Genomic DNA, 17,539 nt, shown 5'->3' with positions numbered 1-17,539 from the left:
TCCCCGGACAGCCGGCCCGCCTCCCCGGGCTGCCCGGCGCTGCCCCTCATGCCGGCGGTCACTGCCGCTTCGCGTGGGCCCTCAGGGTGTTGCGCACCACCGGCGCTGTCCGCAGCCCCGGCGAGTGCGCTCCCCATCGTGCGGATCAGCCCGCTGCCGGCCTCCGCCCGCGTCGGCCCGGAGGGCCCTGGGGCTGCTCGAGGTCACGCTGGTCCGCTGCGCGCGCCTCGTCGAGCTCGCCGGCCTTCCCTCCTGACCCGTGCCGCCCGCTGCCGGCCTCGACCGGACCCGGACGGATGCGGGTGCGGTGCGCCGGCGCCCGTGCCGTGCTGCGCCGCCCGTTCTGGCCCTCAGTACCGCCAACTGCGCGCCGGATTGCGGTGAGCGGATGTGTTCACCGCAACCCCCGGAGCGCCGGCCATCCCGTAACAAGCCGAAAGGCCCGAGATGACGACCACCGACCTGCTGACCGAAGGTGACCTGCTGCGCGCCGAGCTCGCCGCACTGGGCCGGCATGCCTTCCTTGGCCGCGACAGGGGAGTTACCTGCCTGATCATGGCCGTCGACCCGGCCGTCCCGGACGATGAGACCGCCGCCTGCGGTGTCCCGCACATTCTGATCTACGCCGGCGAGCAGGCCGGCAGGTCCGCCTCGGAGCGCTGCGGATCCTGGTCCGCGCACCTGCACGGCGCCGACGGCGACTACGTAGCCACCATCTTCGACGGATCACCGGCACCGCTGGATGCCGCCGCCGCGGCGGCCCTGTGCGCCCGCGCGGTCGTCACATGGCTGCGCAACTACCTCGGCGACTTCCCGCCGCGCCCGGAGCGCTTTTGTACCTCGCGCTGACCGTGCGGCCCGGGCCGGGTGGCAGTGGCGGCCGCCCGGCGCCGAAGTCACCGCCCCTGCTTGCGCCGGCGGCCCCGTCGCAGGGGTGCCGTGCAGCGCTGCCGGGTTCGTCAATATCGGTGAGAACTGACACCGCTGCTGTGCGTCCGGAGTGTCAGTGGCTGCTGAGAACATCGAGTCATGACTGACCGCACTGCTTCGATAACTGCCTACTGGGATGCCGCTGCAGCGGCCTTCGACGACGAGCCCGACCACGGGCTGAGGGCTGACAACACACGCGCAGCGTGGACCCGGCTCCTGAACTCCTTGATGCCAACCAATCCAGTCGACGTTCTCGACATCGGCTGTGGCACCGGGTCGGTTTCCTTGCTGTTGGCCGAGGCTGGGCACCGGCCGACCGGGGTCGACCTGGCGCCGCGCATGGTTGAGCGGGCGCGCACGAAGTTCGAGGCCGCCGGGCTGGCAGGCCGTTTCCTGGTCGGTGACGCCATGATGCCCCCTACCGGGGAACAGCGGTTCGATGTCGTGTTGTCGCGGCATCTGGTGTGGACGCTGCCTGATCCGGAGGCCGCGTTGCGTGAGTGGGTGACACGGTTGCGGCCGGAAGGCCGGCTGGTGCTGGTCGAGGGGCGTTGGCGTGAGGCAGGCCAGAGCGGTGTCCCGTATGTGGCTGGCGCCGAATCGCTGCCATGGAACGGCGGAATCAGCGCCGAGGACCTTGCTGCGGCCGTGCGCCCTCTTGCTGCTGGTGTGCGCATTGAACCGCTCAGCGGCAACCCTGACTTGTGGGGTGGTCCGGTGGACGATGAACGGTATGTCCTGATCGCCGACGTCTGATGTGCTGGGGAAGGTGCAGCCCGCGGCGACTTCATGTTCGGCGGCGGGGGGTGCGGGTGGTGGCGAGGCGGTAGGAGCCGGTGCCAGTCTCGATGAGTTGCCGCCGAAGGTGAGGCGGTCGACGATGGCCGCGCAAGACGCGGTTCGGTGAACGTCTTTGTCCAGCCAGAGAAGGATTCGTTCGAGGCGATAGCCACGCTGTTCTTTTCCTCCCGCTCGGTCAAAACCTGGAAGAGAAGCTCGGCGCCACGGCGGTCGAGTTCCATGTAGCCGAGCTCGTCGATGCACAAAGATCGACGCGGCCGTAGCGGGCGATGGTCTTGTGGCTTTGTTCACGGGTAGCGGCTCTGGCGCAACTTCTGTGATGCGGCCACTCTGAGTGACAGCTAGGCACCTGCGAGCCGTACGCGAAGTCGCCCGAAAATGGTCCGTGGGCAGGGCAGTTGGGCTGACAGTTCGGGGCGGTGGAAGAAGTCGTGCTCCGGCTGAAGGAGCTGTTGTTCCCGTCGATCGCGGACGCGGTGCTGTCGGTAGGCGTGAACATCGAGACAGTGCGCGTTGATGCGCAATGCATCGCGGACGGCGCCGTGTGCCGGTCTGCGGAGTCTGGTCGAACCGGGTGCATGGTTCCTACCTGCGGTTTTCCGCTGATGCGCCGAGCGGTGGCCGAAGCGTTGTTCTCCAGCTGAGGGTCCGTCGGTTCATCTGCGGGAACTCGGGGTGTGCGCGCCGTACTTTCGTCGAGCAGATACCCGGCCTGACACACCGGCACGGTCAGCGGACCGAGCGGTTGCGCTCCACTCTGGCCGCGGTCGGTCTGGCCCTCGCGGGCCGGGCCGGAGCCCGCATCGCCCGCGTTCTCGGGGTACCCGTCAGGCGCAGCACGGTGCTCCGGCTGGTCGACACACTCCCCGATCCCGAGGTCCCAGCGCCGCGGGTGGTTGGCGAATCCGCACGCCCGAAGGCGACCCTCGTTGACCACGGCAACCGACGGGGGAACGACGAGCGGCAGTGGGGAGAATTCGAGATCCGCATCGCCCTGACAGGACAGCTACTCATCGATCTCCGGGTGGCGGCGTACGTCTGCGTACACCCGCGCCCGGACCCAGGCTCCCCGGGCACGCGCCACACCGGGGTTACCCGGAGGTCGCTCACTGCTCCTGGAGGCCCTCCATGACCGCGGCGACGGTGCCTTCGTCCGCGGCGGTGATGTCCAGGAACACGAGACGGGGCTCGGCGATGTACTGCTCGTCGATCTGCATGCTTCCACCGACGGTCCCGCCCGGCCGTCCGGTTCGCCGGCCGTGGGGGAAGCGCCCGCAAGGGGGACTCGATCCGCCGACTCGCCCGGTGCCGGTCGCGCGGAGGGGGTCCCAGCCGTAGACATGGAGGGCAGCTGCGTCCGCCGACAGGACCGGGCGGGCTGCGATCCCCCTTTGTCGGGGAGCCGTGCCGACTCCCCGAGCGGCACGGCTCTCTATCCCGGGGGCGAGGACCTGGTGGTGCTGCGTCCGCCGGTGGAGCCGATGCTTGCCCAGGCCCCGGAGACCGTCCCCCCGGCGCGGGCGTTTTGCTCGGCGGGCTGGCGTTCGAGGCGAAGTTCGACGGTTACCGGGCCCTGCTGTTCACACCAGCCGGCCGGGTGGTCCGGTGCTGCTCCAGTCCCGAATCTCCCAGCAGCTCGGGGTCCACGCGCGGACCGTGCTGCTCCCAGCTGATCGTGACCGTCGTAGTACTGCAGGGCCGTCACGACGATCGCCAGCGGACGGGCGCGGGAACCACTGGCCACACGGATGCGACTGTCTATCAGCTGGTGCCGATGTCGTAGACCATCTTCTTGCCGTACCCGTAGAGGTTGAAGGGTTGGCTGGTGGCACCGACCTGGAACTCCACCGTCTCTCCGCTCTTGCGGGACCCTTCGAAGGTGAGGTGCTGCGGCATGTCATCGCACCAGAATGCTTTGTGCGACCAGCTCTTGGACGAGCCGGCATGGCGGAGGTTGACCGACTGCGAAGTCGCTGCGCCGGCACCGCACCACGCGTTGAGCTCGCCCTCGACGATGTAACCGGTCGCGCCCTTCGGCCTGACGGTGCCGGTGAAGTGGACCTCGTAGTGCGTGTGTCCGTAGTAGACGTCGACCTTGCGGGTGACGGCGTGGGCCGGTGCTGCGCCCGTCATGGGCAGGACGAGGGCGGCGAGAGCGGTCACGGCTGTGGCCAGGCGCCGGCCCCGGGAGCGCATCGGCGCGGTGGCGGCATCAGCAGGTGCTTCGACCATTGAGATCTTGTTCATGCTTGGCTCAACGAGATCGTCACTGACACGCTCGCACGCTGGGAAATTCAGGGGTTGCTGACGCGACGCCGACTCGGTGGCTTGCCCGAGCACGCGGTCACCGACCTGGTCAGGCTGCATCTTGCCGGCCCGGTCGCGGCGTCCGTCCCCGCCAGGTTGATCGAATTGACGAAGGGGCACCCCGTCTTCGTCACGCAGTGTCTGCGGCTGATCGGTCCGGATGGGGTGTTGAGGGGTCCGTTGCCCGAGACGGTCGGGCCACTGGTCCGCGCTCGGCTGGCTGGCCTTGATCCAGCCACGATGGAACTGCTGGTGATCGGTGCGACGCAGGGCGAGACGTTCGAGACCGGCGTGGTGGCACGGGTGGCCGGAGAGCCGGCGGACGAGGTCGTGCGGCGGCTGCACGAGCTGAGCCGACGGCATGGGTTGATCGTCGCGGTACCGGCTCCCGACTGGGCCTTGGACGGCTTGTCCGACCACTACCGTTTCGAGAACGCTCTGCTGCAGATGGCCGTGAGCGCTGAACAGAGCGCCGCCCAGGCCAGGAAGCGGCACCACCTGATCGCCAACTCATTGGCGGGGTCAACGAACGGGAGCGGAACAGGCACCCTTCCGTTGCCGGTACGACTGGACATCGCACGCCACTACTCTTTGGCCGAGCAGTGGGACGACGCCGAGCGGGAGCAGTTCGCACTCGCGCGGGCGCTGGCCGTCGGCGGGCTCTCGTTCTCCGAGGCCGAAGCTTTGTCCCGGCAGGCGGTGGAGAGTGCCCGCAGGCTTCCTTCCACGGCCGATGAGCGCGATGGCCGGTTGGCGCGGGCCATCGAGCTCCTGCTCTCCCTGACCGAGGTCCGCTGGCAGGGCCGTTCAGGTACGGCCGATGGCGAGGGTCTCGATGCCTGGGCGCGCGAGGCCGAGGAGGCCGGCCGACGCAGCGGCGACCTGCCCTTGATCGCGCGCACCGCGTTGCTGCACGGCAAGTGTCTGCTGCGTACACAAGGCCTGCAGCCCGCCCTCGACAAGCTGGAGGAGGCGGTGGGGCTGGCCCAGGAATGCAATGACCCGGCCGCGCTATTCGTGGCCCTGGCCGAGTATGGGAGCCAGCTGCCCAAGCGCGACCTTGCAGCAGGGGTGGGGGTGCTGCGCCAGGCGGAAGAGCTGTACGAGCGTGCGGGTCTCCACAACAGCGGTGACCCCGTGGTCGACCACGTCCGCAACTTCGCCGAGATGCAGTTGGGCGTCAGCCTCTTCGACGCTGGCCACCTCGTCACGGCCAGGGACCGGCTGACCGGCTGCCTGCAGCGGCTGAGAACCGAGCCCGTGCACGCCGAGCTGCCCATCGGCCTCAACTATCTGGCGCAGGTGCAGCGGGCCATGGGATCCGAGAGTGAAGCCCGCGACGCCCTCGAAGAGGCGTTGGAGTTTGAGGAAGCGCGCGGTGGAGCGAGCGGCTGGCACGCCAACAACGTGGCTCTGCTCGCCCTGTTACTCAGCGGCGAGCCGGGTGAGCGTGATCGCTGCAGGGCCATGGTGGAGGCGGCCTGGCAGGAAACCCAACGGACTTGGCTGCTGGATCTGGCCCCCATCGTCAGGAATCTGTATGCCGAGGTCGTGCTGAACCTGGCGGGCAGCGATCCCGCGGAGTGGGCCTTGGCGGACCGGCTTGCCGAGGAGACTGTGCGGGAGACGTCTCGGACGGGAATGGTGCGAAGCGGAGTGGCGGCGTTGATCCTGCGCAGCCGTATCCACCTCGGGCTGACGGACGCCGTCGCGGCGGCCGGGTTCGCGCGCGAGGCGGTGGCCATCCTCGACCGGGTCGGTGACATGCCGGCGCTACGCACGGAAGAGGTGCTGCATCACGCGTCGCTCGCCCTCCGGGCGGCTAACAGTCCTGAGGAGGCAGACGCCCTGGTCCTGCGGGCGCGCACCGAGGTGCTCCGCAAGGCGGAGCTGATGACCAGCCCGGTGGACCAGGACCAATTCCTGCGCGGAGTCGTACTGAATCGGGCGATTCTCGGAACACCGGCACCTCGAGGCTCCGTCCGAGACCACCTGCAGTCGTGATCTTGCATAGGGCCCCGTCGATGAGACAGGTGTGATAGCTCGCATAAACGGCGAACTGGTTGTCTGGGACGAGGGGACCACCTGGGTGACGGCCTGGTCGACGAAGTCGTGCCAGCCCCCGAGAGTCGCTTTCTTGCGGATCAGGCCGGGTTCTCCGCTGCTTCGTGGAGCCGGGTCAGCAGGGTCATCAACTGCTTCCGCTCATCTGCGGCGAGCGGTGCCAGTAGCTGGGCGTTGGCGGCTTCGGCCAGAGCTGCGCAGCGGGTGAGGGTGGCCCTGCCCTCCGGGGTGACGGTGACGGCGTTCTTGCGGCGGTCGGAGGGATCGGGAGCACGCAGGACGAGGCCCTGCTTCTGCAGGTGGTTGAGGACGCCGACCATGTCCTTGGGGTCGACAGCCAATCGACGGCCCAGATCGGCCTGGGCGATAGGCCCGTACTCGGCGGTCGCGGCCAGCACGGCATGGTGCATCAGCTTCAGTCCCTCCGCGGCGATCGCCTCGGCGACCACGCCCCGGCCACGCGCCGCGACACGGCCGATGAGCCAGGTCGGCAGGGACTGGATGCGCTGGAGGTCCGAGGTCATGCGCTCAGCCTACCCGAAATCATTGGACTCCCCAATGATTTTCTGTCTATCGTTGGGGCAGCCAATGAAACCGGATCGGGGAGGTCCTGTGCTGCGCATTCGCCACGAGGTCAACGGAGGACCCGAGGTGCTGTTCACCGAGGAGGTCGACCTGCCGCAGGCGGCAGCCGGGGAGGTGTTGATCCGGGTCGAGGCGGTCGGGGTGACCCTGCCTACCGTGCGCAAGGTGCGAGAGGGTAGCGAGCCGATCTCGTTCGGCGGTGAAGTCGCCGGGGAGATCGTCGCCGCAGGCACAGGAGTTACCGCCTTCGGCGTCGGAGACCGCGTCACCGGGCTGTGCTTCGCCGACGCCTACGCGGAGTTCGCGGTCCTGAATACCACCATGATTTCCCGGATCCCGGACGGCGCGACCGCCGTGGAGGCGGTCGCGCTGGTCCGCAGCGGGCTGGTGGCCCGCGGGGCCTGGGAAGCCGCGCGTGTGGAGCCCGGCGAGTCGGTCCTGGTCACGGCGGCGGCGAGCGCAGTGGGCACGCTCGCCCTCCAGTACGCCAAGGCCGGCGGGGCAGCACGCGTCGTCGCCGCCGTCAGCAGCGCCGACAAGGCCGACTTCGTCCGCGGGCTGGGCGCGGACGAAGTCGTCCTGTACGAGGACACCGACTGGGGCCCACCGTACGACGTGATTCTCGACGGCGTCGGCGGTGACCTTCTCCTCCCCGCCGTACGGGCTCTGGCCACCGGCGGCCGACTGGTCGCCTTCAGCTCCGGCGGTGGCACGGTGGAGGCGTACGAACTCCTGGTCCGCGGCGCCTCGATGATCGGTTTCCAGATGCGGGCCATCGCCGTTGGCAAGCCCAAACTCTACGACCGCTGGCTGCGCGAGCTCTGGCAGATGCGCGACGCCGGCACCCTGCGCACCGCCGTACATGAGGAAATCCCCCTCCGCGAAGCCGCCCGAGCCCACACCCTCATCGAGCAGCGCCGCAACCACGGCAAGGTCGTCCTCGTTCCCTAAACGGTCTCCTTCGAATCATCGAGCGGACCAGAGGAAGACTCGGTGGCGCAGTGGGGACGCTGGCGCATCCGGCCATGATGCGTTTCTGGAGCGGCCACAGCCCAGCGCCGCCGCCGACCTGGGAATGCTTCACCTCGGTGGGCGGGGGGCACGACGCCGGAACAGCAGCCACAACTCATCCGGCGCCGGCAGTGCCCAAGCGATCGCCTTTCCCCAGAGCCCCAGCCAGCAGGAACAGCCACCGCATGAACAGAACGGGGCTACTTGTTCAGGGGCGGCAGGGGAGACGATCATTCGGTCATGAGACCCGAAGTGCAGACGTTCGTCGCCGACGGACCGCTTCCCGACTGGGACGCGAGCGAGGAAGAGATCGACCGGCGTGACCGTCAGCTGACGGCGATCTCGCGCCATGTCACGTCTGAAGAGGCCGCTGCCCTGGCCGCCTGCTTCGGACCCGACGACTGCTACGGCGTCGCCTGGACGCTCGTGCACTTGATCGAGACGGCTCCCGGCCCGGTGCCGCAGCTGGCGGATCCGGGTCCGGAAGCCGGCGACTGGGCCGAGGTTCTGCGGGCACGATGGGGCGGCGAATCACCCACGGCTTGACGGCTTAACTGCATGAGGTGTCTTTCCATGCAGTAGCCGTGGGAAGAGGAGCGCCTCACTACCCGGTCGGCGGCGAGGACGAGACGTTAACGACGCCTGTGGCCTACGTTCCCGCTCGCCCGGTCCCGAGACCGCGTCTCCATCCGGCAGACGGCACGCGCCGGGCAGAGAGGAAGAGCACCATGACGTACATCGAGGACGGCCTGCGCGTATGGAACGGCTTCGCCGAAGGGCGGCTCGCGGATGCGGCGCTGCGCTGTCCGGCGGATCATGCATCGAGGTCGAGAGGCCGGAGGTCGTAGAGGTAGGAGCGGTCGTTCTTGAAACTGCGCCAGACGGTGGCAGGGGGTTCGGGTTCCTCGGCATGACTGTTGAGGGGATGGGCGGTGACGAGGCCGTCAGCGATCTCGCAGTGCCAGCCGTCGGTCGGTGACCAGACACACCACACATTCCCGTCCGTTCGGCGATAGGCGGGGCGGCCGTTGTGCTCGCCGTCGCGTTCGAAGTGGTAGCGGAGCCCGTCGATGTGGCGCACGAAGGTGAAGGATGCAAGTGCTGTCATGCCTTCGGCACTCTATGGGACGACGCTGTTGATGGCTAAGGAGTTCTGGTGCAGCCAAGTGCAGAGCGCATCTCATGGGCGGCGCCAAAGCCGGATCGCTGCGGTGGTGACGGTGCCGTGGTAGACGTAGGCCGCTTGTCGTGGCGGGGGGCGACGGCCAGGGAGTTCTTGAGCCGGTTGATCGTGCGCTCGACCTCGTTGCGGCGTCTGTAGACCTCGCTGTCGAAGCCAGCACCAGGAGCCGGTGCACCGTGGGGCAGAGCAGCAGAGCTTCCAGCGCTCGCCTCACCGTCCCGTCTGCACCGAGTGCGGTGCCTCGTTCACCGACGAACGGTGGAAGGCGACCGAGCGCGTCGGCTGGGGCGCTTCCCCAGAGCCCAATCGAACTCTGTGCGGGGACTGCGACCGGCGGTTCGTCACCGACCTTCAGCAAGCCTGGCCGGACGAGCCCCGGCACGAAGAGCAGGGCCAGGCCGTACCCGAGCAGAAGGCCGGCGGAACCTGGCTCTCCCGCTTCCGCAGGTGACGCGACCGGACCCGGCTGTCAGTGGCGGCTGCAACGCTGAACGGATGGACCGTGATGACGAGCAGCTGCTGCGCGGCCGGGTCTACGGCACCGACCACGACCACCCGGGCCGGCTACTGCACCGCGACTACGCCGAACTGGATGAATGAAGCGAAGGTGTGAGTGGTCGAGATAGATGTCACCTGGTCGCGCGGACTGACACCAGCCGCGTGCACCCACCGCGATCTGCCGCCTGAGCCGGGCCACGATGGGTGGAGCCTGGCCGGGCGGGTGGGAGCTACTGGAGACGTGTCGCAGTCCGGATGAGGTCGGCGACGGCTCTGGACCGGCTGTGCGGTGGCCAGGCGATCACGGTGGTGACTGTCGGCGCGTCCAGCACGGGCACGGCGGCGAGGTCACCGTGCAGTTGGGCTCGGTACGACTCCGGTGAGACCGCACAGGCACGGCCGAGCGCGACGAGCTGCAACAACTGCGCATGGTCGCGGACCTGCGGGCCGGGGCCGGGCGGGTAGGTGCCGTCGGGGTCGGGCCAGCGTGGGAGGGGCAGGCCCGGCAGCCCGGTGATGTCGGCCATGTGCACATGGGCCCGGGCGGTGAGCGGATGCCCGGCCGGCAGGACCACAACCTGACTCTCCGTGCTGAGCTCTTCGGTGTGGAATCCGGCCGTCGAGTCGAACGGCCGGTGCAGCAGCGCCACGTCGGCCCGGCCCTCGCGCAGGAGTCGTTCCTGCTCGGCCGGACCGCACAGGATGACGTCGACGGGGACCGCGCCGGGTTCGGCGGCGTACGCGTCGAGCAGTCTCGCCAGCAGTTCTCTGGACGCGCTGGCCTTCGTGACCAGGACCAGGCCGGGCCGGCCGGTCACGGAAAGGGCGGCGCGGCGGGTCCGACGCTCGGCGGCCTCGACCGCGTCGAGAGCCGCCCGGCCCTCGACCAACAGCACCGAGCCGGCCTCGGTCAGCGTGACAGTGCGACTGGTCCGATCCAACAGCACTGCCCCGAGCCGGCGTTCGAGCCGCTGGATCGCCCGTGACAACGGTGGCTGCGCGATCCCGAGCCGCTGCGCGGCACGCCCGAAGTGCAGCTCTTCAGCGACAGCGACGAAATACCGCAGTTCCCGGGTCTCCATCCGGCCACGCTATCCCGGATCAATACCCTGACGGTATCGTTGCGCACCCGATCGGTCTTGGACCCCCGCCGAGGCCCGAAGGCAGCATCGTCCCTATGACTGAACGGACGATCGCGCTGGTCACCGGCGCGAACAAGGGAATCGGCTACGAGATCGCCGCAGGCCTGGGCACCCTCGGCTGGAGCGTCGGCGTCGGCGCCCGCGACGACCAGCGCCGAAGCGACGCGGTGGAGAAACTGCGCGCCGCTGGCATCGACGCGTTCGCAGTACCGCTGGACGTGACCGACGACGCGAGCGCGACCGCCGCCGCGCGGCTGATCGACGAACAGGCCGGACGTCTCGACGTGCTCGTCAACAACGCCGCCATCGCAGGCGACATGCCACAGGAGCCCACCCGGATCGACACCGCCACCATCCACACGGTCGTGGACACCAACGTGATCGGCGTCATCCGCGTCACCAACGCGATGCTGCCGCTGCTGTGCCGCTCCGCCGCACCACGGATCGTGAACATGTCCAGCAGCGTCGGTTCCCTCACCCGGCAGTCAGGACCCGCCGCCGAGCAGACGGCAGGTCCGGTGTCCGCGGCGTACGCGCCGTCGAAGACGTTCCTGAACGCCGTCACCCTCCAATACGCCCGGGAGCTGAGCGGCACGAACATCCTGATCAACACCGGCTGCCCCGGCTACGTCGCCACCGACCTCAACGGCTTCCGCGGCGTGCGCACCCCCGAACAGGGCGCGGCGATCGCCATCAAACTCGCGACCCTGCCCGACGACGGCCCCACCGGACAGTTCTTCGACGACGCCGGCGTAGTGCCCTGGTGATGTGCACGGCGGCCACCACCCGCCAGGCTGATGCCGCTGCGCCCACGCATCTCGAACAGATCCGTGGTGGCCGTCCCTGCCGACGCTCCGGTGCCCGGGGCAACGCCCCGCACCGCTACCGGCTCCAACAATCGTGACCCGGGGATCCGAATCGCAAGACCTCACTGCTGTTCACCAACCCTCCGACCTGCCGAATCTCCATGCGCTCGGTGACAACTGGGCCGAAAACTCGGAGCAGGTGGCAACAACGGTCGACCATCTGGTGACAAGCGGCGTGACCCCTGCGCCACCGAAGCCCAGGTCGGCCCGCAGAATTGGTGACACCTATCTTGGCAAGTCACAGAAGGGCTCGCTGGCGCGCATTACATAAAGCGAGGGAGTCCAAAGGTCGGGTGTGACGCCAGACCTGGACTCGCTCGCGACCGCGCTCTACGTGAAGACCGACGACCTGCTGAAGGAATCGCCGTACCTGGCGCCGTGGCGCCCCGTCGTCGGGATTTCGCCCCGGCTCACGGATGCCGAGCTGGTCACCCTCGCGGTGATGCAGGCCCTGCTCGGCTTCACCTCCGAGCGCCGCTGGATCCGCCACGCCCAGGCCCACCTGCGGCACCTGTTCCCCTACCTGCCCGGATAGTCCGGCTACAACCGGCGCCTGCGAAAGGCCACCGACCTGATCGCGCAGGTCAACCGCCTCCTCGCAACAGACTTCTCAGGGGATAAGAAGTCAAGAGGATTCGCGAGCCTTGATCGCTGCTGAGCCTGCTGATTGGCTGGCCGACACGATGGATCTCGGAGCCGATGCCTGGCCGCCTGCACCGATCAGAACCGAGAGGCTTGTGTTGCGTGAACCCGAGGCCCGGGACCGTGTGACGTTCATCGAGCTGCATGTCCTCGCCGGAGGTGCACACCTATCTCGGCGGCGCCCGGCCGCGTCAAGAGCTTGAGCGCGAGATGCCTGAGGTGCCCGGGCGGCGGCCCGGGAGTTTCGTCGTTGATCTCAACGGGGGCGATGATCGGCCAGGTTCTGCTCAGGAGGGCAACGGAGCATCGTCGCCCGGCTGCCGTGGGGATACGGGTATGCCGCCGAGGCGTGCGCGGCGGCACTCGACTGGCTCGAAGGCGTCCTTCCCGGCGAGCCGGTGGTGCTCGCCACCCAGACCGCCAACGTCGGCTCGATGCGCCTCGCGGGAAAGCTGGGGTTCATTGAAGTGGAGCGGTTCCAGGCCTGGGACGCCGATCAGTGGCTCGGCCTGCGGTCCCCGGTAGTGCATTCCGATGGAGCCCGACAGCTCGGATCTGTCGATGTGCTGTTGACGGAGCCGGGCGGGGTCGCGGGTCATGCAGGCGCTTGGAGGAGTGGCGCGAAGGCGCGTTGTTCGTCGAAGTGCTGCCGGGTCTTGAGGCAGTGGTGGAGCTGGCCGAGGAAGCGGTTGAGCAGGTTGCGTTGAGCGGCGTTGGCGCCGGTAGTGGGCGTCGGCCCCCGGTGAGGCCTGGAGGGCGGCGAAAGTCCAGAGGAAGCCGGCGTTCATGAGCCGGGTTGTTCTTGACGAAGCGGCGTCCAACGAAGCGTTTCTTCCCGGAGGCTCGCGTGATCGGTGCCGAGCCGGCATAGGACTTGAGGGCTCTGGCGTCAGTGAAACGAGCCCGGTCGTCGCCGATCTCGGCGAGCACCCTGGCGCCGAGGAGGGGGCCGAGGCCAGGGAAGCTGAGCAGGATCTCGCTGTCCGCGTGCAGGTGGAAGCACTCTTCAGCGGCGGCGGCGAGGTCGTCCGCGGCCTGGCAGGCGGCGGTCAGTTGCGTGAGGAGGGCCTGCAGCTGCTGGCCGAAGGCGTCTTCGACCGCTGGTATCTGGCGAGCGTACTCGGCGCGGAAAGCGGCCTGCAGGCGCTCGGCTTCCGCGTCGAAGGAGCGGGTGCGACCACTGCGTTTGAGGGCGGCCCGCAATTGGGCGAGTGTGAGCCGGGCGGCCCCTCGGGTTCAGCTGGCGGAGTCGACGGTGTCAGGCCGGCTCGTCGTCGGCAGGGGCCCACTCTTCGCGGTATCCCGGGCGATCGGAGTAGGCGGTTGCTGCGAGGACCCGCAGCGACCAGTCGATGCTGTGGCTGTCGTGGTCCTGGGTACCGGCGTGTTCCGGGTCGCGCCAGGCGGCGAGCAAGTCGCGGCGCATGGCGATGGTACGGGCCGGTGAGTAGAGCGCGGCAAGCGGGTTGTCGGGGGACAGCCCTTCGGGAAGCCATGACATGGGTGGCTGGTCTGCGGCTGCCACCTCGTCGGCGTCGATCTGCTCGTGCAGCCAGGTGATCAGTTCGGCAGTCATACCCTGCATGATCTCCCATGCCGATTGCGGTGTGTCGCTCAGGTCCCGCCCGCGACGCCGTCGACTCCGCCAGCTGAACCCGAGAGCTGACCAAGCCGGCAAACTTCGTTGAGACGCCGTCAAAGTTCATTGAGACGGGCCAGTGCGGACAGCCGTCAGGTGCTCGGGTTCCTCCACAGATGCCGCCCGTCCAGGGTCAAATCGCACGTCTCCGCGCGCAACGTCGACGAAGATGGGCCAGCAGTCCAGCAGCTGCTCTCACACATCACGCGAGGCGAGGTACTGCACGGAGTTGTAGGGCACGATCAGGAGTCCGTTGTTCTCTCACGGACCCGCTCTGCGCCGATGGCGAGAGGCGGCTCGTCATCGCGCTGGCTGTGCGCGAGAAACGCCACCGCGAGTTGCAGGGCTTCGTCCTGCTCCATCATCCGTCTCAAGTCCGTCGGCTCGGCGAAGGCACCCTAACCGGCCTGGGATGATCTTGGTGTGGCTGGTGTGATCACGGCGTCGGAGCCGTCCTGGATAGCCCCGTTCTCCGGGCTCAGCCCCCCGCGCCTTCGGGAAACTGGTGACGGTTCTGCGACGCGAGGTGGCGACGCGGTCCGCAAAGGCCGGCCGTGGAGTCTTCCGCTGGAGGACCGCGCTCTGCTGGTCGCGGCGTACTGGCGCACGAACCTCACGATGCGGCAGCTCGCGCCGCTGTTCGGGGTGTCGAAGTCGGCGGCGGCCCGCATCATCGATCACCTCGGGCCGATGTTCTCTCTCCAGCCCCGCAAGCGGTTCGCCAAGGACGCCGTCCTCATCGTGGACGGCACCCTGGTCCCCACCCGGGACCACACCATCGCGGAGCGGTCCAAGAACTACCGGTACTCCACCAACCATCAGGTCGTCATCGACGCCGAGACCCGGCTGGTCGTCGTGGTCGGCCGGCCGCTGGCCGGGAACCGCAACGACTGCAAGGCGTGGGACGAGTCCGGCGCCAAGGCCGCCGTCGGCAAGACCCTCACGATCGCCGACGGCGGATACCCGGGCACTGGACTGGTCATCCCGCACCGCCGGCAGCACGGTCAGATTGAACTGCAGGAGTGGAAAGAGGAACACAATCGGTCCCCCAAGCAGGTCCGGGCCCGGGTCGAGCACGTCTTCGCCCGCATGAAGACCTGGAAGATCCTCCGCGACTGCCGCCTCTAGGACGACTGCGTCCACCACGCCATGCACGGCATCGCCCGGATGCACAACCTCGCCCGCGCCGGATAGGGAAGTGGGCCGCACGGCGGCCCACCATGCCTGAGACAACCAGAAGATCATTTACGGGACAGCCCTTACGCGCCGCGTCCCCCCGCATCCCTATAAGGCTTTGGCCGACGAGCGATGCATCTGCGGCCCACGGAAGCGGCCACGGCGCTGGCGTCCGCGTCCGGACCCGCCGACGAGGCCGAGGCCGCCACCGGCATCCGCGTCAGCAACGGACGTGTCGTCGAGGCCAACGGCAACGACTTCGTGATGCGCGGCGTCAGCCATCCTCACGCTTGGTACACCGACCGGACTGGCTCCCTCGCCGACATTAAGACGAAAAACGCCAACACCGTCCGCGTGGTGCTGGCCAGCGGCCAACAGTGGACGATGACCAGCGCCGCTGAGGTCTCTACCATCATCGGCCTGTGCAAGCAGAACCGGCTGATCTGTGTGCTGGAGGTGCACGACACCACCGGTTACGGCGAGGTGGGTGGCGCCGCCACGCTCTCCCAGGCCGCCGAGTACTGGATCAAGGTCAAACGGGCACTGCAGGGCCAGGAGAACTACGTGGTCATCAACATTGGCAACGAGCCGCACGGTAACAAAGGTTACGAGCGCTGGGCTTCCGACACCAGCGCTGCCGTCCGGAAGCTGCGACGCGCCGGCTTCGGCCACGCCATCATGGTCGACGCCCCCAACTGGGGCCAGGATTGGTCGGGTACCATGCGCAACGACGCCCGAACGGCCTTCGAAGACGACCCCAACGGGAACACGATCTTCTCGATCCACATGTACGGGGTCTATGAAACCGCCGCTACGGTGCGAGACTACCTCGACTTCTTCGTCAGTGCCGGATTGCCGATCGTGATAGGTGAGTTCGGCGACTGGCACACCGACGGCAACCCCGACGAGGACGCGATCATGGCCACCGCCGAGCAACTCAGCCTGGGTTACTTGGGCTGGTCCTGGAGCGGCAACACCGGCGGCTACCTGGACATGGCCGACAACTTCAACGCCAACTCCCTGACCGGCTGGGGCCGACGCATTTTCAAGGGCACCGACGGCATCGCCGCCACCGCGAAGGAGGCCACCATCTACGCCGGCGGCGGCACCAGCGGAGGTACGACCGGCGGCACTGGCGGGACCGCCCCGAGGGGCTACCTCTATGCGTGAACGGCAGTCCCGGCCGACCCCCGAAAGGGATGGCCGGACTGGGAACCAGCGGTTCTGTGTCGCGTCCGGCTTCGGCCCGGTGGCGTAGGCGGCGAACAGTCTCCATTGCTGCGCCGGTCTCTGGCGGAACCGGCCGTGCGGGCTTTCCTCGCAGGTCATGGCTCTTCGCGCAATGGCACTACCAGATAGGGATCGCAATGATGGATGAACTGACCTTCGTCACCCGCAGCACACTCGTGATGAAGGACCCCGGAATGTACGGAATCGAGAGCGTCCTCATCAAGAAGCATGTGTTCGATGCTTCCAATCCGATTCTGCGAGGTGCTCTGCTGTATGACGCTGAAAGCGGGCCAGAACTACTTCGTGACGAACGAGGACCTTGCTCGGTACGAGCAGTCACCGCCGGAATGAGCGTGCCATCGACAGCACACCTCAGAGGGCGTTAATTAACGCCCTCTGAGATAGCCGGGGACGGCAAGGAGCTCGTTCCCAGCCTCTTCCTCTTCCTGATGCCGATGTGCGCAGGTCAGCCCGCCTTGGCCAGATCTTCAGCTCGAGTCGGTGCCGGCGAGACGGCAGGAGCCGGTTGCTGGTGCTCGCACACCTCCCCCGGCACTTGCCAGCACGCCCCCAGTGACGGCCGTCGCCCTGTCGTCGCGGCCGTACGGGCGGTTCGCCGGGCGGACCAGGTCGACGCCAGAGACCTGGGTTTGCCCCGCATCTCAGACCGTCGCGCCAACTCGTATCCCACCCACCGAAATAGGCGGACTTTACTCGTTTTGTCTCTGGTGGTGCGGGCCGCCCCTGTTGAGATCACCTTTGTCCGACCGATGCTCGGGAGGCCCCGGCCTCCTGCGCGAAGCCGCCGCCCAGACTTTCACCGCCCTCGCTCTGGGCGACAACCCCGCCACCTCCCCGGTCAAGGACCTGGTCGGGTCGTCGACGTACCGCGGGGGATCCCGGCAGTGGAACTTGGTGTGCTGTTGCTGCGCTGGGGCGGGCGTGTCTGTGTGCGGCTTCTCGGCCGGCTGGGGAGTGACCCCACCGACGAGGGCTAACTGTTGCGGGACATGAGGTTGTTGACGCCTGAGCAGGTCTCCAACTCGTCGTAGGTGAGCGCCGGAAGATCGCGGTGCTCTTGAGCGTTGCCTCCGGGTATGAAGATCAGTGAGGCTTCCAGGATCAGTGGTGTGAGTGCGAGATCGTTGCGGCACTACGAGGATGAGGGCTTGATCGTCCCCGGCCGTTTCAGCAACGGGTTCCGTGACTACTGCCAGTCCACGATCGACCGGGTCCTCGTCATCCGCACACTGCTGGAGTCCGGGCTGCCCGTGCGCTTGATCAGGGAACTCCTGCCCCGCCTCACTGACGGCTCTGATGCCGGCATCGACGCGGTGTGCACGGAGTTCCTGCGGGAGGTGCAGAGCTATCGCGATCGGCTCGCCGCACGCATCGCCGTTCTCAGCGATCAGCAGGCGGCACTCGACACCTACCTTCGCGAGGCCCACCGTGCTGATCTCTGACC

General features: G+C 68.0%; 15 protein-coding genes and 6 pseudogenes. 13 read left to right on the top strand and 8 right to left on the bottom strand.

All coding sequences use genetic code 11. The features are described 5' to 3' along the window. Positions 1–447: 447 nt before the first annotated feature. Positions 448–849 (top strand): hypothetical protein, encoded by a 402-nt coding sequence (locus tag ACZ5VC_RS32460; RefSeq protein ID WP_469123546.1) that lies wholly within the window; start codon positions 448–450, stop codon positions 847–849. A gap of 180 nt (positions 850–1,029) precedes the next feature. Continuing rightward, positions 1,030–1,686, top strand: a complete 657-nt coding sequence (locus ACZ5VC_RS32455; protein WP_469123545.1) for a class I SAM-dependent methyltransferase — start codon at positions 1,030–1,032, stop codon at positions 1,684–1,686. Between the two features lie 31 nt (positions 1,687–1,717). On the opposite strand, the pseudogene ACZ5VC_RS32450 reads toward ACZ5VC_RS32455, so the two are convergent. Beyond that, positions 1,718–2,017 (bottom strand): annotated as a pseudogene (locus ACZ5VC_RS32450) (ATP-binding protein); the annotation flags it as partial. A gap of 133 nt (positions 2,018–2,150) precedes the next feature. On the opposite strand from ACZ5VC_RS32450, the gene ACZ5VC_RS32445 reads away from it, so the two are divergent. Then, on the top strand, positions 2,151–2,375 hold the full coding sequence (locus ACZ5VC_RS32445; RefSeq protein WP_469123544.1) for a hypothetical protein: 225 nt from the start codon (positions 2,151–2,153) through the stop codon (positions 2,373–2,375). Positions 2,376–3,492: 1,117 nt separating this feature from the next. Here ACZ5VC_RS32445 and ACZ5VC_RS32440 read toward each other — a convergent pair. Next, entirely contained in the window at positions 3,493–3,978 is a 486-nt protein-coding gene (locus ACZ5VC_RS32440; protein ID WP_469123543.1) for a hypothetical protein, read from the bottom strand. 81 nt (positions 3,979–4,059) lie between these two features. Between ACZ5VC_RS32440 and ACZ5VC_RS32435 the strand changes: the two genes are divergently transcribed. Beyond that, positions 4,060–6,042: an ATP-binding protein gene (locus tag ACZ5VC_RS32435; RefSeq protein ID WP_469123542.1), complete on the top strand. Its 1,983-nt coding sequence runs from the start codon at positions 4,060–4,062 to the stop codon at positions 6,040–6,042. Between the two features lie 140 nt (positions 6,043–6,182). On the opposite strand, the gene ACZ5VC_RS32430 is transcribed toward ACZ5VC_RS32435, so the two are convergent. Continuing rightward, positions 6,183–6,626: a MarR family winged helix-turn-helix transcriptional regulator gene (locus tag ACZ5VC_RS32430; protein ID WP_469123541.1), complete on the bottom strand. Its 444-nt coding sequence runs from the start codon at positions 6,624–6,626 to the stop codon at positions 6,183–6,185. Between the two features lie 88 nt (positions 6,627–6,714). Between ACZ5VC_RS32430 and ACZ5VC_RS32425 the strand changes: the two genes are divergently transcribed. Both ACZ5VC_RS32425 and ACZ5VC_RS32420 read left to right on the top strand, forming a co-directional pair. Then, positions 6,715–7,638, top strand: a complete 924-nt coding sequence (locus tag ACZ5VC_RS32425) for a quinone oxidoreductase family protein (protein ID WP_469123540.1) — start codon at positions 6,715–6,717, stop codon at positions 7,636–7,638. Positions 7,639–7,938: 300 nt separating this feature from the next. Beyond that, entirely contained in the window at positions 7,939–8,244 is a 306-nt protein-coding gene (locus tag ACZ5VC_RS32420) for a hypothetical protein (protein WP_469123539.1), read from the top strand. Positions 8,245–8,512: 268 nt separating this feature from the next. Here the strand turns inward: ACZ5VC_RS32420 and ACZ5VC_RS32415 are convergent, their stop codons facing one another. Together ACZ5VC_RS32415 and ACZ5VC_RS32410 are read right to left on the bottom strand one after the other, a co-directional pair. Beyond that, a complete protein-coding gene (locus ACZ5VC_RS32415; protein ID WP_469123538.1) occupies positions 8,513–8,806 on the bottom strand; it encodes a hypothetical protein in 294 nt (97 codons plus the stop codon). A gap of 72 nt (positions 8,807–8,878) precedes the next feature. Beyond that, positions 8,879–9,036: pseudogene (locus ACZ5VC_RS32410) on the bottom strand (IS5/IS1182 family transposase); the annotation flags it as partial. A 14-nt stretch (positions 9,037–9,050) separates the two neighbouring features. Between ACZ5VC_RS32410 and ACZ5VC_RS32405 the strand changes: the two are divergent. Further along, positions 9,051–9,332 carry a hypothetical protein gene (locus ACZ5VC_RS32405; protein WP_469123537.1) on the top strand — a complete coding sequence of 94 codons (282 nt, stop codon included), beginning with the start codon at positions 9,051–9,053 and terminating at the stop codon, positions 9,330–9,332. Positions 9,333–9,609: 277 nt separating this feature from the next. On the opposite strand, the gene ACZ5VC_RS32400 is transcribed toward ACZ5VC_RS32405, so the two are convergent. Next, entirely contained in the window at positions 9,610–10,461 is an 852-nt protein-coding gene (locus tag ACZ5VC_RS32400) for a LysR family transcriptional regulator (RefSeq protein WP_469123536.1), read from the bottom strand. A gap of 95 nt (positions 10,462–10,556) precedes the next feature. Between ACZ5VC_RS32400 and ACZ5VC_RS32395 the strand changes: the two genes are divergently transcribed. The 3 genes and pseudogenes from ACZ5VC_RS32395 to ACZ5VC_RS32385 all read left to right on the top strand — a co-directional run. Next, positions 10,557–11,288 (top strand): SDR family NAD(P)-dependent oxidoreductase, encoded by a 732-nt coding sequence (locus ACZ5VC_RS32395; RefSeq protein ID WP_469123535.1) that lies wholly within the window; start codon positions 10,557–10,559, stop codon positions 11,286–11,288. Between the two features lie 394 nt (positions 11,289–11,682). Next, positions 11,683–12,000, top strand: a pseudogene (locus tag ACZ5VC_RS32390) (IS982 family transposase); the annotation flags it as partial. 70 nt (positions 12,001–12,070) lie between these two features. Next, positions 12,071–12,553 (top strand): annotated as a pseudogene (locus ACZ5VC_RS32385) (GNAT family N-acetyltransferase); the annotation flags it as partial. Positions 12,554–12,624: 71 nt separating this feature from the next. On the opposite strand, the pseudogene ACZ5VC_RS32380 reads toward ACZ5VC_RS32385, so the two are convergent. Both ACZ5VC_RS32380 and ACZ5VC_RS32375 read right to left on the bottom strand, forming a co-directional pair. After that, positions 12,625–13,256, bottom strand: a pseudogene (locus tag ACZ5VC_RS32380) (IS110 family transposase); the annotation flags it as partial. A 31-nt stretch (positions 13,257–13,287) separates the two neighbouring features. Further along, positions 13,288–13,605, bottom strand: coding sequence for a DUF6221 family protein (locus ACZ5VC_RS32375; RefSeq protein ID WP_326623941.1), 318 nt, complete (start codon positions 13,603–13,605; stop codon positions 13,288–13,290). A 486-nt stretch (positions 13,606–14,091) separates the two neighbouring features. Here ACZ5VC_RS32375 and ACZ5VC_RS32370 point away from each other — a divergent pair. The 3 genes and pseudogenes from ACZ5VC_RS32370 (at position 14,092) to ACZ5VC_RS32360 (ending at position 17,537) form a co-directional block, all read left to right on the top strand. Continuing rightward, a pseudogene (locus ACZ5VC_RS32370) lies at positions 14,092–14,862 on the top strand (transposase). 114 nt (positions 14,863–14,976) lie between these two features. Beyond that, positions 14,977–16,014, top strand: a complete 1,038-nt coding sequence (locus ACZ5VC_RS32365) for a glycoside hydrolase family 5 protein (RefSeq protein ID WP_469123534.1) — start codon at positions 14,977–14,979, stop codon at positions 16,012–16,014. Positions 16,015–17,171: 1,157 nt separating this feature from the next. Next, positions 17,172–17,537, top strand: coding sequence for a MerR family transcriptional regulator (locus tag ACZ5VC_RS32360; protein WP_469123533.1), 366 nt, complete (start codon positions 17,172–17,174; stop codon positions 17,535–17,537). The last annotated feature ends 2 nt before the right edge of the window (positions 17,538–17,539 follow it).

The organism is Streptomyces sp. NPDC033174 (assembly GCF_055577795.1).
This window is presented reverse-complemented; position numbering and strand designations above follow the sequence as displayed.

What these genes read in the sequence shown, in the direction of transcription:
- ACZ5VC_RS32395 (WP_469123535.1), top strand. Translation starts at nt 10,557, where the DNA reads ATGACTGAACGGACGATCGCGCTGGTCACCGGCGCGAACAAGGGAATC.
- ACZ5VC_RS32375 (WP_326623941.1), bottom strand. Translation starts at nt 13,605, where the DNA reads ATGACTGCCGAACTGATCACCTGGCTGCACGAGCAGATCGACGCCGAC.
- ACZ5VC_RS32400 (WP_469123536.1), bottom strand. Translation starts at nt 10,461, where the DNA reads ATGGAGACCCGGGAACTGCGGTATTTCGTCGCTGTCGCTGAAGAGCTG.
- ACZ5VC_RS32440 (WP_469123543.1), bottom strand. Translation starts at nt 3,978, where the DNA reads ATGAACAAGATCTCAATGGTCGAAGCACCTGCTGATGCCGCCACCGCG.
- ACZ5VC_RS32430 (WP_469123541.1), bottom strand. Translation starts at nt 6,626, where the DNA reads ATGACCTCGGACCTCCAGCGCATCCAGTCCCTGCCGACCTGGCTCATC.
- ACZ5VC_RS32360 (WP_469123533.1), top strand. Translation starts at nt 17,172, where the DNA reads ATGAAGATCAGTGAGGCTTCCAGGATCAGTGGTGTGAGTGCGAGATCG.
- ACZ5VC_RS32365 (WP_469123534.1), top strand. Translation starts at nt 14,977, where the DNA reads ATGCATCTGCGGCCCACGGAAGCGGCCACGGCGCTGGCGTCCGCGTCC.
- ACZ5VC_RS32415 (WP_469123538.1), bottom strand. Translation starts at nt 8,806, where the DNA reads ATGACAGCACTTGCATCCTTCACCTTCGTGCGCCACATCGACGGGCTC.
- ACZ5VC_RS32420 (WP_469123539.1), top strand. Translation starts at nt 7,939, where the DNA reads ATGAGACCCGAAGTGCAGACGTTCGTCGCCGACGGACCGCTTCCCGAC.
- ACZ5VC_RS32455 (WP_469123545.1), top strand. Translation starts at nt 1,030, where the DNA reads ATGACTGACCGCACTGCTTCGATAACTGCCTACTGGGATGCCGCTGCA.
- ACZ5VC_RS32460 (WP_469123546.1), top strand. Translation starts at nt 448, where the DNA reads ATGACGACCACCGACCTGCTGACCGAAGGTGACCTGCTGCGCGCCGAG.